Source organism: Gilliamella sp. W8128, from assembly GCF_016100545.1.
GTDB classification, from domain to species: domain Bacteria; phylum Pseudomonadota; class Gammaproteobacteria; order Enterobacterales; family Orbaceae; genus Gilliamella; species Gilliamella apis.
Window position 1 is genome coordinate 13852 of sequence record NZ_JACFSE010000006.1, and the last position, 13750, is coordinate 27601.

At 35.1% G+C, this 13750-nt stretch carries 10 protein-coding genes; 4 read left to right on the plus strand and 6 right to left on the minus strand.

What is annotated here, in order from left to right; translation table 11 throughout:
* Positions 1–70 precede the first annotated feature (70 nt).
* Together rho and trxA are read right to left on the minus strand one after the other, a co-directional pair.
* Complete coding sequence (rho, locus tag H3U97_RS07055) at positions 71–1333, minus strand: transcription termination factor Rho (RefSeq protein ID WP_065577819.1); 1263 nt, start codon at positions 1331–1333, stop codon at positions 71–73.
* 326 nt (positions 1334–1659) lie between these two features.
* The gene (gene trxA, locus H3U97_RS07060) at positions 1660–1986 is read right to left on the minus strand and encodes a thioredoxin TrxA (protein ID WP_086356641.1); all 327 of its coding nucleotides are present in this window, start codon (positions 1984–1986) and stop codon (positions 1660–1662) included.
* A 153-nt stretch (positions 1987–2139) separates the two neighbouring features.
* On the opposite strand from trxA, the gene rhlB reads away from it, so the two are divergent.
* Positions 2140–3366 carry an ATP-dependent RNA helicase RhlB gene (rhlB, locus tag H3U97_RS07065; protein WP_198198605.1) on the plus strand — a complete coding sequence of 409 codons (1227 nt, stop codon included), beginning with the start codon at positions 2140–2142 and terminating at the stop codon, positions 3364–3366.
* 87 nt (positions 3367–3453) lie between these two features.
* Here rhlB and H3U97_RS07070 read toward each other — a convergent pair whose 3' ends face one another.
* Positions 3454–4071 (minus strand): TfoX/Sxy family DNA transformation protein, encoded by a 618-nt coding sequence (locus H3U97_RS07070; RefSeq protein ID WP_065651301.1) that lies wholly within the window; start codon positions 4069–4071, stop codon positions 3454–3456.
* 336 nt (positions 4072–4407) lie between these two features.
* On the opposite strand from H3U97_RS07070, the gene H3U97_RS07075 reads away from it, so the two are divergent.
* Entirely contained in the window at positions 4408–5052 is a 645-nt protein-coding gene (locus H3U97_RS07075; RefSeq protein WP_034903558.1) for a hypothetical protein, read from the plus strand.
* On the opposite strand, the gene glnB is transcribed toward H3U97_RS07075, so the two are convergent.
* Together glnB and H3U97_RS07085 are read right to left on the minus strand one after the other, a co-directional pair.
* Positions 5045–5383, minus strand: coding sequence for a nitrogen regulatory protein P-II (glnB, locus tag H3U97_RS07080; protein WP_065577823.1), 339 nt, complete (start codon positions 5381–5383; stop codon positions 5045–5047). The genes H3U97_RS07075 and glnB overlap by 8 nt on opposite strands.
* Positions 5384–5408: 25 nt before the next feature.
* On the minus strand, positions 5409–7016 hold the full coding sequence (locus H3U97_RS07085; RefSeq protein ID WP_370545680.1) for an NAD+ synthase: 1608 nt from the start codon (positions 7014–7016) through the stop codon (positions 5409–5411).
* Between the two features lie 113 nt (positions 7017–7129).
* On the opposite strand from H3U97_RS07085, the gene aroB reads away from it, so the two are divergent.
* On the plus strand, positions 7130–8209 hold the full coding sequence (aroB, locus tag H3U97_RS07090; protein ID WP_065577825.1) for a 3-dehydroquinate synthase: 1080 nt from the start codon (positions 7130–7132) through the stop codon (positions 8207–8209).
* 259 nt (positions 8210–8468) lie between these two features.
* The gene (locus H3U97_RS07095; protein WP_065577826.1) at positions 8469–9539 is read left to right on the plus strand and encodes a 3-deoxy-7-phosphoheptulonate synthase; all 1071 of its coding nucleotides are present in this window, start codon (positions 8469–8471) and stop codon (positions 9537–9539) included.
* 58 nt (positions 9540–9597) lie between these two features.
* Here H3U97_RS07095 and purL read toward each other — a convergent pair whose 3' ends face one another.
* Positions 9598–13500, minus strand: a complete 3903-nt coding sequence (gene purL / locus H3U97_RS07100; protein WP_198198607.1) for a phosphoribosylformylglycinamidine synthase — start codon at positions 13498–13500, stop codon at positions 9598–9600.
* Positions 13501–13750: the final 250 nt, after the last annotated feature.

Here is a 13750-nt window from a genome sequence, read left to right on the forward strand (position 1 = left end):
AAAAAGCCGTATCAATACTTAATACGGCTTTTTTTCATAACTTTAATTAAATTGCTTTAAACAAAGCAAATTATGAGCGTTTCATCATTTCAAAAAACTCGTCATTAGTTTTAGTCATGGCAAGTTTGTCGATTAAGAATTCCATTGCGTCAATTTCGCCCATTGGATTGAGAATTTTACGTAAAATCCACATTTTTTGTAATTCGTCAGGAGAAGTCATTAAATCTTCTTTACGAGTACCTGAACGGTTAAAGTCAATAGCAGGAAATACGCGACGTTCAGCAATTTTACGCGATAAATGTACTTCCATATTACCAGTACCTTTAAACTCTTCGTAAATAACTTCATCCATTTTAGAACCGGTATCAATTAGAGCAGTCGCTATAATTGTTAAACTACCACCTTCTTCCACATTACGAGCCGCACCAAAAAAGCGCTTAGGGCGATGTAAGGCATTAGCATCAACACCACCTGTTAATACTTTGCCTGATGATGGGATAACAGTATTGTATGCACGCGCTAAACGAGTAATTGAGTCTAATAAAATAATGACATCTTTTTTGTGCTCGACCAAACGTTTTGCACGTTCAATTACCATTTCGGCAACTTGAACATGTCTTGCCGCTGGTTCATCAAACGTAGAAGCAACAACTTCACCTTTAACTAGGCGTTGCATTTCAGTCACTTCTTCTGGTCGCTCATCGATCATTAAAACAACTAATTCACACTCAGGGTGATTAACCGCTAAACTTTGAGCAATGTTTTGTAGTAACATGGTTTTACCCGCTTTAGGTGGCGCAACAATCAAACCACGTTGACCTTTACCAATTGGAGAGGCTAAATCAAGTACTCTTGCGGTAATATCTTCGGTTGAGCCATTGCCTCGTTCCATACGTAAGCGAGAGTTTGGGTGTAGAGGAGTTAAATTTTCAAAAAGGATCTTATTGCGAGCGTCTTCGGGTTTATCGTGGTTAACTTCATTTACTTTTAATAAAGCAAAATAACGCTCACCTTCTTTTGGCGGTCTAATTTTACCAGCTATAGTATCACCTGTTCGTAAATTAAAGCGCCTAATTTGACTTGGTGAAACATATATATCATCAGGCCCTGCTAAATAAGAACTATCAGCAGAACGCAAAAAGCCAAAGCCATCTTGCAAAATCTCGAGAACACCGTCGCCAAAAATATCTTCACCACTTTTAGCGTGCTGTTTTAAGATTGCAAAGATAATATCTTGTTTTCTAAGACGGGCAAGATTTTCAAGCCCCATTTTTTTCTCACCAAGCGCTACAAGCTCGGCGACAGAAGTGTTTTTTAATTCAGTTAAATTCATAGTTTTAAAAATTCTTGAGGATAAAATTGATATGTTTGCAATTACTGCTTTTGTTGTATATTTCTTTCATTTACTTATAAAAATTTCTCTTTCAAGCAATGTGTAAAATTAATTATTACTTAGCTTTTGATGATAATTACGCGATTGGATATTGAATTTACACCACTTTATCAAGAAAAACAATGGATTGCTGAAAGGGGTTTCTGTAAGATTTCAAGCAATTTACACTAAAATTATAGGGATGTCTATATTTTTGATTATATTTTATAGAAATAAAAATAATAAGCGCCTTTATAAACGCTTATTACTAATATTCATTGAACAAATTAAAGTTGTGGGTCGATAAATGCTTTAAGTTGTGCTTTTGATAAGGCACCTACTTGAGTAGCTACTAATTGACCATTTTTAAAAATTAACAATGTTGGAATACCACGAATACCAAATTTTGGCGCTATACTCGGATTTTGTTCTACGTTTAATTTGGCAATAATAATTTTATCACCATATTCTTGAGCGATTTCCTCTAAAATAGGGGCAACCATTTTACAAGGTCCACACCATTCAGCCCAAAAATCAACTAATACAGGCTTTGTTGATTCATTAATTGTTTTATCAAATGTAGCTTCAGAAAGTGAAACAATGCTATGACTCATTTAATTATCTCCTAAGGAATTTATCTGAAATTATATTAGGATATTTTCATATCTACTGCTAGTAATTATTATAATAGGATATAATTATTAGTGAAGTTGTTGTATTTAGTATGTTACAATTGCCAAATTCTGATAATTATATTTTAAACAATAATGATTCAATCATATCTTACAAAAACAACTTTCAATCAATTTCCCCTGCATCCATTAGTTATAAAAGCATTGGAGAAAAAAGGTTTCGTTTATTGCACCCCAATTCAAGAACAAACATTACCATTAACCTCAAAAGGAATTGACATTGCAGGACAAGGACAAACTGGTACGGGTAAAACGATTGCGTTTTTGGCTTCAACATTTAATCATTTATTGAATAATGATCCATTACCCGATTATAAGCCGAATCAACCACGAGCTATCATTATTGCGCCAACGCGTGAATTAGTAGTACAAATTTATCATGATGCGCTACCTCTTTCAGAAGAAACTGGTATTAAATTAGGATTAGCTTATGGTGGTGATGGTTATGATAAACAATTAAAAATGTTGTCTTCTGGTGTTGATATATTAATTGCTACCACTGGTCGACTAATTGATTATGCAAAACAAGATTATATTAACTTAGAAGCAATTCAGGTCGCCGTTCTTGATGAAGCAGATCGTATGTTTGATTTAGGTTTTATCCGTGATATTCGTTGGATATTTAAACATATGACATCACCTGAAAAACGCCTCACTATGTTATTTTCAGCAACTTTAACCCATAATGTTCGTGAACTTGCTTTTGAATATATGAATGAACCACAATATATTGAAGTTGAACCAGAACAAAAAATTGGTCATAGGATTAAAGAAGAACTATTTTTCCCATCAAATGAGGATAAATTAGCTTTACTACAAACTTTAATTGAAGAAGAATGGCCTGACCGCTGTATTATATTTGCAAATACTAAAGTTGCTTGTGAGAAAATTTGGCGCCATTTAGTGGCTGATGGTCATCGTGTCGGCTTATTGACTGGTGATATAGCACAAAAAAAACGTTTATCTATTCTTGATAAATTTACGCAAGGTGATCTTGATATATTAGTCGCAACCGATGTTGCTGCACGAGGTTTACATATTCCAAATGTAACCCACGTTTTTAATTATGATTTACCTGATGATTGTGATGATTATCGACATCGAATTGGTCGAACCGGCCGTGCAGGAGCTGAAGGTTATTCAATTTCATTAGCTTGTGAACGTTACTCTCAAAACCTACCAGCTATTGAAAAAGCAATTGATCACGCTATTCCGGTTAGTCAATATGATCCTCAAGCATTACTCACCGATCTACCTACGCCAAGACCTTTCAAAAGAACAACTCGTAGAAAGCCGTCATAATAAGCTAATAGCTAGCGAATTAATTTAATACCATCATTAAACCAATAAATTTAATGATGGTATTTAACTTAAAGGATAAACCGACAATTAATCGACATTTTGCTTGGTTTGCAAAAACTCCTGATAAGCTAACTCTATTTCTTTTTTCAAATCTTGAGATAATAATGCTACATGTTGGCCAGATAATGCGCCATATAATCCAAATAAAATATTAAGTGATAATTTCGGATTCTTATGTTTAATTCGGTAATAAGTTTCCAAGTAACCCTTTCTTTTAAAACTCTGAATATCGGTAATATCAACACTTATCATTAGTTTTTCTAATGATATTGTCATATTAGGTAACGCTTTTAAACGATTTTGAGTTTTTGCTAATTTTTCGCTTTGATCTTGTTTAGCATGCTCAATGACTATTTTTACAATATCATGTAACTGCTTACGGTCTGTCAGTAGGTTGTCCCCGACTTTATAATAATCAAGTAATTTATTTGAACCTTCAAAAACCAAATTAAGAGGCTGCATTCCTAGTTCAATAAAAAGTGATCGATAATTAGGATGAGCTCTTAAATAAACATTTTTTTGATCAACCCACCCGAACATAGTTGACTCACTATTAAGACTAAATCCGCCAAAAAACGATCTTATCGAAACGTCTTTAAAGCCAGAAAACTCTTGTTTTATTTTTTCCGCTAATTTTCTACGCATAATAAGTTCCTTTTTAACTTACTCGTTTAAGTAATTTTAGTGAGTTATTTTTATGTTAAACTATAGCAATTACCTTGATATTTAAATAATTATTTATTATAAATTGATAAATATGGGATCTGTCTTCCATAAATGAACATTAATAATATTTATGCTTGATTAATTATATTTTTTTGTTCTAAAAAATTATGGCTTTTTTAATCGTTCAAATTTGCAGCATCTCTTAATATTTCTTTAAAAAAGAAAAGCTGTTTTTACATTGTTATTATGTTGTAATAATTATACAATCAATAGTAGTTAATTTAATGGTAGATATTTTTTTCAAGATGAATCAACATGTTTAAAAACGTTTTTATATTACTGTTTATGTTTTTTACATCAACCGCATCAGCCGACAAATTAGCTTTGATTGATGCATTAACATCTTGTAATCCTGATTTTTTTAAACATGTATATGAACACAAAGATGAGCTAAAAGATCACACTAACGTCAAAATTTTTAATCAAAATCAAGCTTATATTCCTGTTGAAAACCGTAGTGATACGACAAAAAACTTCGTCTATTTTCAAAGTCCAATCATATATAAAAATCTTAAGCTTATTGGTTACTATGATAGTGCTATGGATTTAAAAAAAATGGGTAAATATTATTTTTGGGGTTTTATTATCGAAAATGATATCCACCAGATCCGCGATAGCTTAGATTTTTTAGAATGGAAAAATATGGAAGATAACCTGCTGTATATTGCTAATCCAAAAATTCGAAGCATTAATGACGATATTCAAGTTTGGCATAAAAATACCGGCTCTGTTGTTGGTGTAAAAACAATTCCTGCACCTAATACAACTGAAAAGTTATTATTACTTGAAAAAGGCGATAATATGCACCTTCTGATTTGTTCAATTCAAGGCGTTATTACTAATAATCTAATTAAGCAAGAACGCCCTGATATTTATGCAGATATGATGCTAATTAAATAGCCGACTCATCCATTTCGCCAGTGCGAATACGGATCACCTGCTCAACGTTATAAACGAATATTTTACCGTCACCAATTTTACCTGTTTGCGCTGTTTTCATAATAGTTTCAATACAGGTTTCTAAAATATCATCGGGTACCACAAGTTCTATTTTTACCTTTGGTAAAAAATCGACCATATATTCTGCACCACGATAAAGTTCAGTATGTCCTTTTTGACGACCAAAACCTTTCACTTCAGTCACGGTCATACCTGTAATACCTTGATCAGCAAGTGCTTCTCGAATATCATCTAATTTAAAAGGTTTGATAATTGCTTCAATTTTTTTCATATCTCTATTTACCCTTAATTCGAGATTACCAATTCTTAAATCCAAAAGCAGAAGTAATTGGATAGCGTCTGCCTTTACCAAAGTTACGTGCAGTAATTTTTGGACCTACTGCTGATTGTCGCCTTTTATATTCGTTAATATCAACTAATTTAATAACACGTCTTATTGTTACTTCATCATAACCTTGTGCAACTAGTTGTTCAATCGAAAAATCCTGTTCTACATAACCCTTTAATATTCCATCTAAAATATCATAAGGAGGTAAGCTGTCTTCATCTTTTTGATCTGGAGCAAGTTCAGCCGATGGAGGACGAGTAATAACGCGTTCTGGAATAACATAAGAGCGACTATTTCGATATTTAGACAATGCAAATACCATAGTTTTAGGTACATCTTTAAGTACATCAAAACCACCCGCCATATCACCATAAAGTGTTGCATATCCGACAGACATTTCACTTTTATTACCTGTTGTTAATACGAGCCTACGACGTTTATTTGACAAAGCCATTAAAATAACACCTCGACAACGTGCTTGTAAGTTTTCTTCGGTAGTATCTTTTTCCGTACCTAAAAACATCGGTGTTAAAGAGATCATGAAGGCATCAAACATCGGTTCAATTGAAATAATATCAAACTCAACCCCCAATATTTCCGCCTCTTCCTTTGCATCAGCGATACTAATATCAGCCGTATAACGAAATGGCATCATAACAGCCTGTACTTTATCTTTACCTAACGCATCAACGGCAATAGCTAAAGTTAACGCTGAATCAATGCCACCTGATAACCCTAATACCGCACCTTGAAAACCATTTTTAGTAATATAATCACGCGTTGCAAGTACTAACGCATCATAAACAGCCGCTAATGGATCGTCATTAAGGCTAGTTATTGGTTTATAATTATCATTGAGCTGAAAAATAGATATTTGCTCTTCAAACGAATTTAATCGCTGGACGATATCACCCTTTTCGCTACAGACAAACGAACCACCATCAAAAACAAGCTCATCTTGGCCACCAATTTGATTCACATACACAATTGGTAATGTGGTTCTTACTGCATGTTGTTTAATAAGTTCCTGGCGATACTGCGGTTTTTCATAGGCGTACGGTGAAGCATTAATCGAAATAACCAAATCGGCACAGTTTGCTGCAATACGATCAATGGGTTCACATTGCCAAAGATCTTCACAGATTAATAAGCCAACTTTTTTACCTTTAAAATCGACCACACAAGTTTGCTCACCAGCAGTAAAATAACGTTTTTCATCAAATACATCATAATTAGGTAATTGCTGTTTGTGATAACACGCTAATTGCTGTCCATTGAGAAATAGTGACAATGAGTTATATATCAAACCATCTTGCCAATGAGGATGACCAACAATTACTCCACATTGTTTACTAGCTTGTTTGATGGCCGATAACGCTTGTTGGCAACGATTTTTAAAGTCATCACGATAAATTAAATCTTCTGGAGGGTAACCACAAATTGCAAGTTCAGAGAAAATAATAAGATCATGAGATGAATGGCTTTGCATCAATTCAATGATTTTCTGAGTATTACCTTCAATATCACCTACACGCCAATTTTTTTGTGCTAATACGAAAGATAAGGACATATAAATTCAACATTACAGATAAAAATTGGCAGTAAGTTTAAATGATTCTAAGTTGCGCTGCCACTTTTTTATCGTTAACATGCAATATTAAATTGGCATAAACTTGTTTGGAAATAATTATGCAAAAGATCCTAGATGTAGCATTAGAAAATCGCAGTTATCCTATTACTATTGGTGAAAACTTACTTAGTCAATTCGAACATTTCAAACTACACAGCGGCCAGCGAGTACTTATTGCCACGAATGACACGATTGCCCCGCTTTATTTACAGCATTTGATAGATATGCTTGAGGCTCATGGGATAAAAACAGATTTTGTTATAGTCCCTGATGGCGAACAATATAAAACCATGGAAACATGGAATCAAATTCTAACCGCTCTACTTGCCAATAATCATACTCGAAATAGCATCCTTATAGCGCTAGGTGGCGGTGTTATTGGTGATGTTGCTGGTTTTGCTGCTTCTGCTTATCAACGAGGAATTAAATTTATACAAGTACCAACAACGTTATTATCACAAGTAGATTCATCCGTTGGAGGAAAAACAGCCATCAATCATCCTCTAGGTAAAAATATGATTGGTGCATTTTATCAGCCACAAGCTGTCGTTATTGATATTAATTGTCTTAAAACTCTACCACCACGAGAGCTTTCAGCCGGTTTAGCCGAAGTAATTAAATATGGCATCATTATGGATTCTGAGTTTTTTAATTGGTTAGAAACGCATATCGATGATCTACTTAATTTAGATGTAGATGCCTTGAGTTATTGTATTTATCACTGCTGTAAACTAAAAGCACAAGTCGTTGCCGCCGATGAAACAGAACAAGACATGCGTGCTATTTTGAATCTTGGTCATACTTATGGTCATGCTATTGAAGCGGAACTCGGCTATGGTAATTGGTTACATGGTGAAGCAGTTAGTGTTGGTATGTTAATGGCGGCACAAACAGCTAAATTGCTTGGTAAATTGACTGATAAAGATATTGAACGAATAAAAAATCTATTAATTAAAGCTAAACTACCAGTTAAAAGACCGGAACGAATGACAATTGAATCTTATATTCCACATATGCTACGAGATAAAAAAGTTCTTTCAGGACAAATTAGATTGGTCTTGCCAACTAAAATAGGTGCAGTTGAAGTCATTGATGTTGTTGATAAACAATTGATATTAGAAGCAATATCATCTATTTAAATTCTCATTTTTTCACATAACCGGCTATATTCAATATACGGATGCATGCAATTCTCTCACCGCATCCGTACATATTTATTTACACCCACTCAAGTTAAATTATTAATACCTGTAAATATTAGCTTACAAAACATTAATTAATCTAACAATAAGTTAATTTTTGATTTACTATTCCGTAATTTTGTGTTTACATATTGCTTGTTTATGTAATTAATATTTTACATATAAAAATATGAATGATTTTAACAAGGAAAACCAAATGTTAAAAGATACACTAAATAATGTTCGAATCAGAGATGAGCATATGTTAATCACGCCCGAAGAAATAAAAAACCTTTATCCATTATCATCTGAATTAGAAAATCAAATTGCTTCATCCCGACAAACCATTGTTGATATTTTAGAACGTCGAGATCACCGATTACTTATAGTTTGTGGTCCCTGTTCTATTCATGATCCTGATGCAGCTATTGAATATGCACATAAATTAAAAAAACTTTCTGATGAAGTGAAAGATAACTTATTTATTGTTATGCGAGTTTATTTTGAAAAACCAAGAACCACTGTTGGTTGGAAAGGTATGATTAATGACCCGCATATGGATAGCTCATTTGATATTGAACATGGCTTAAAAAAAGCACGTAAGTTGTTACTTGATATCACTAAGATTGGATTACCAATTGCGACAGAGGCGTTAGATCCAAACACTCCGCAATACATTGGTGATTTAATCAGCTGGTCAGCTATTGGAGCGAGAACAACTGAATCACAAACCCACCGAGAAATGGCTTCTGGACTATCAATGCCTGTTGGTTTCAAAAATGGCACAGATGGTAGTTTAGACGTAGCAATTAATGCAATGAAATCAGCTTCAATGGCACATCGATTTGTTGGAATTAACCAAAAAGGACAAGTTACAGTATTACAAACTTTAGGTAATCCACATGGTCATGTGATCCTTAGAGGCGGAAAAGCACCTAATTATGATGCTGAAAATGTCGCTTTATGTGAACAGCAAATGGATAAGGCTAAATTAGTCCCTAACTTAATGATAGATTGTAGTCATGCTAATTCCAATAAAGATTACCGTAATCAACCTATCGTTGCAGACTCGATTATTGAGCAAATTAAGCAAGGCAATAACTCGATTATTGGTGTCATGATAGAGAGTAATTTATTTGAAGGTAATCAATCATCTGAACAACCAAAAGAAAATTTCAAATATGGTGTATCCGTTACTGATGCTTGTATTAACTTTGAAACGACTGAGCAATTATTGCGAAGAATGAATAATGATTTAGCACAGCCGTTAAAGAGTAGAAAAAAGTAAACAGTTAAAGATAAAGTTATCTTTATAAATCGCCGACTATTGTCGGCGATTTTTTTTACTAACTAAGTTGCTTACGAGCATTACGGAAAATTCTCATCCATGGGCTATCTTCACCCCAATTATCTGGATGCCACGAATTGGTTACCGTTCTAAATACTCGTTCTGGGTGCGGCATCATAATCGTTGCTCGACCATCACTTGAGGTTACCGCGGTAATACCATTTGGTGAACCATTTGGATTTGCCGGGTACTGCTCTGTCACTTGACCAAAGTGGTTAATATAACGTGCGGCAACCAAACCTGAGTTTTCTAAATCAGTTAAATGCGCTAAATCACGGGTTTCAACTTGACCTTCACCATGTGAAACCGCAATCGGCATATGCGAACCTGCCATATCGGTAAATAGTAATGACGGACTAGATTGAATTTGAACTAAACTAAAACGCGCCTCAAAACGTTCCGATATATTACGAACAAAGCGAGGCCATAACTCAGCACCTGGTATCAGTTCTTTTAAATTCGACATCATCTGGCAGCCATTACAAACACCTAACGATAAAGTATCATTGCGATGGAAGAATTGCTCAAATTCATGACGGACTTGTTCATTAAATAAAATAGACTTAGCCCAACCTTCACCAGCCCCTAATACATCGCCATAAGAAAAACCACCACAAGCAACTAACGTATTAAATTGATTCAAAGTCACTTGACCTGATAATAAATCAGTCATATGGACATCAATTGACTCAAAACCCGCTCGAGCAAATGCTGCTGCCATTTCAACATGTGAATTGACACCTTGTTCACGTAAAACTGCAACTTTAGGCTTCACGCCTTTGACTATGTAAGGTGCAGCAATATCTTGCTCAATATCAAAAGTAAGATGAACATTTAAGCCTGGATCATCATCATTTTGCTTAGCTTGGTGTTCTTGATCTGCACATTGTGGATTATCACGTAAGCGTTGCATTTGCCAAGTGGTTTCTGCCCACCATTTTCTTAATGTCAATCGCGATTCGCTATACACCACGGCGCTATTATTACGAATAATAAATTGCTGTCCTGTTTTAGCGGTTCCTAATGTATGAATCGCCTGAGATAATCCAAACTGCTTAAAGCATGTCATGACTTTTTCTAAATCACCATTACGAATTTGAATAACTGCGCCAAGTTCTTCATTAAATAGTGAGGCAATGACATCGCTACCAAGTGAATTAATATCAATATCTATACCACAATGTCCGGCAAATGCCATTTCTGCTAAGGTTACCAATAAACCACCATCAGAACGGTCGTGGTAAGCAAGTAAGGTATTTTGCACAACTAAACTTTGGATGGCCTGATAAAAAGCGGCTAATTCTTTAGCATCATGAACATCCGCGGTTCTTTGCCCTAGGTGACGATAAACCTGCGCTAATGCTGTAGCCCCTAATGCTTGATGACCTCTAGATAAATCAATAAATAGTAATAGATTATCCTCATCTGTACAAAGTTGGGGGGTAACTGTTTTACGCACATCTTCAACTCGCGCAAATGCGGAAATTACCAATGATAACGGCGAAGTTACCGTTTTTTGCTCACCATCTTGTTGCCATGTTGTTTTCATTGACATGGAGTCTTTACCAACCGGAATGGCTAATCCTAAAGCTGGACATAACTCTTCACCAATGGCTTTAACGGCTTGATAAAGACCAGCATCTTCACCTGGATGACCAGCTGCAGCCATCCAGTTAGCTGAAAGCTTAATACGTTTAATGTCGCCAATATTTGTCGCAGCAATATTGGTAATTGCTTCACCAACCGCTAATCTAGCTGATGCAGCAAAATTAAGTAGAGCAACCGGGGCACGCTCCCCCATCGACATTGCTTCACCGTAATAACTGTCTAAACTTGCTGTTGTCACCGCGCAATCGGCAACCGGCACTTGCCAAGGTCCAACCATCTGATCACGAGCAACCATACCTGTTACCGAACGATCACCAATGGTAATTAAGAAAGTTTTTTCCGCCACAACTGGCAAATGTAATACTCGTTTTACCACATCATATAAATTGATATCGGATGTTGAAAAATGATCACCTTCTGCTTGGCTAGATTTAACATCTCGTAACATTTTTGGCGTTTTACCCAATAGCACGTCTAACGGTAAATCTATTGGATTATTATTAAAATGTTCATCATGTAACACGACCGCTTTATTAATTGTAGCTTCACCAATTACTGCATAAGGTGTACGTTCACGCTTACAAAGTTCATCAAACAATTCTAAGCTTTCTGGGTGAATAGCCAGTACATAGCGCTCTTGTGATTCATTACACCAAATTTCTAACGGTGACATTCCGGGTTCATCACTTAGTATTTTGCGCAATTCAAATTGACCGCCACAACCACCATCACTAACTAGTTCAGGCATCGCATTGGACAAACCACCAGCACCAACATCATGAATAAATAAAATTGGATTTTTCTCACCAAGTTGCCAACAACGATCTATCACTTCTTGGCAACGACGCTCCATTTCTGGGTTATCACGTTGAACTGAAGCAAAATCAAGATCAGCATCTGATTGTCCTGATGTCATAGATGAGGCCGCACCACCACCTAGACCAATATTCATGGCAGGCCCACCTAATACAATTAATTTGGAGCCGATAGGAAATTCACCTTTTTGAATGTGTTCTCGACGAATATTTCCTATACCACCGGCTAACATAATCGGTTTATGATAGCCTCTGACTTCTTCACCATTAAAGCTATTAACTTTCTCTTCATAAGTACGGAAATAACCTAATAATGCTGGGCGACCGAATTCATTATTAAATGCCGCGCCACCTAAAGGTCCATCCATCATAATATCGAAAGCACTTACAATTCGATCGGGTTTACCAAAATCTTGTTCCCAAGGTTGTTCAAAATTAGGAATACGCAGATTCGAAACCGAAAAACCTACTAATCCTGCTTTGGGCTTGGCACCTTTTCCGGTCGCTCCCTCATCACGAATCTCACCACCACTACCGGTTGCCGCACCCGGCCAAGGTGATATTGCCGTTGGGTGATTATGGGTTTCCACCTTCATTAAAATATCGGCATATTCCTGATGATAATCATAGCTTCGATTATCATAATCAGCAAAGAATCGTCCAACTTTCGAACCATCCATAACAGCGGCATTATCCTTATAAGCGGATGACACATAATCTGGCGTATGTTCAAAAGTATTTTTGATCATTTTAAATAATGATTTTGGTTGTTTAACACCATCAATAATCCAATCAGCATTAAATATTTTATGACGACAATGTTCAGAGTTTGCTTGACCAAACATATAAAGCTCAATGTCAGTCGGATTACGGTTTAATTTCTGAAAATTCTCAACCAAATAGTCAATTTCATCTGGTGCTAAAGCCAAACCTAATTTTAGATTAGCTTCCTCTAATGCTTGACGACCTTGTCCTAACAAATCAATAATTGTTACTGGTTTGGGTTGATCAACCCTAAATAATTGTTCAGCTTGCTCAAAACTGCTTAAAACGGTCTCCATCATTCGGTCATGTATCAAGCCCAGAAAAGCATTTTTTTGACAATCAGTTAACGGAGAACTAGCTTGCACATAATAAGCAATACCTCGTTCTATTCGATGGATTTGTGATAATCCACAATTATGTGCAATATCAGTAGCTTTAGATGACCATGGCGAAATAGTACCTTCGCGTGGAGTAACTAAAAAGAGTATTTTACTGGTTTTATCTTCGACATCTATTTGTGCACTTTTAGGGCCATATTGTAACAACTTATCTAAGGTTAATTGTTGTTGAACAGTTAATTCAGCACTTAAATCAATAAAGTGAATGTATTGGGCTTCAATATTTGTTATAGGGATAGATTGTTCACGACAAGAGGATAAAATTTTATTAATACGAAATGCAGATAGAGCAGAAGAACCAGCTAAAATTTTCATGCTAAGAGTACTCTTTTTAAGCCAAAATAGGAAAAAAATAGAACAACATTATAAAATAAACTGACCAAAGAGGCTATCTTAAAAATCATAATATAATGTAATCAAAGAATTTTGAGGAAAGGGGTTTTTTAACGCTCAATTCGGCTTTTTATGATTATTTAAAACACTACAATTTTTTAAAATAAATCTTTAATGTTTATTATTAAATTAAGAAATTTTTTAATTACAATCAGTTAGTAATCATTATTAT

Excerpts from the sequence above, each read along its gene's own strand:
- rho (WP_065577819.1), bottom strand. The coding sequence starts at position 1,333 with ATGAATTTAACTGAATTAAAAAACACTTCTGTCGCCGAGCTTGTAGCG.
- trxA (WP_086356641.1), bottom strand. The coding sequence starts at position 1,986 with ATGAGTCATAGCATTGTTTCACTTTCTGAAGCTACATTTGATAAAACA.
- rhlB (WP_198198605.1), top strand. The coding sequence starts at position 2,140 with ATGATTCAATCATATCTTACAAAAACAACTTTCAATCAATTTCCCCTG.
- H3U97_RS07070 (WP_065651301.1), bottom strand. The coding sequence starts at position 4,071 with ATGCGTAGAAAATTAGCGGAAAAAATAAAACAAGAGTTTTCTGGCTTT.
- H3U97_RS07075 (WP_034903558.1), top strand. The coding sequence starts at position 4,408 with ATGTTTAAAAACGTTTTTATATTACTGTTTATGTTTTTTACATCAACC.
- glnB (WP_065577823.1), bottom strand. The coding sequence starts at position 5,383 with ATGAAAAAAATTGAAGCAATTATCAAACCTTTTAAATTAGATGATATT.
- aroB (WP_065577825.1), top strand. The coding sequence starts at position 7,130 with ATGCAAAAGATCCTAGATGTAGCATTAGAAAATCGCAGTTATCCTATT.
- H3U97_RS07095 (WP_065577826.1), top strand. The coding sequence starts at position 8,469 with ATGTTAAAAGATACACTAAATAATGTTCGAATCAGAGATGAGCATATG.
- purL (WP_198198607.1), bottom strand. The coding sequence starts at position 13,500 with ATGAAAATTTTAGCTGGTTCTTCTGCTCTATCTGCATTTCGTATTAAT.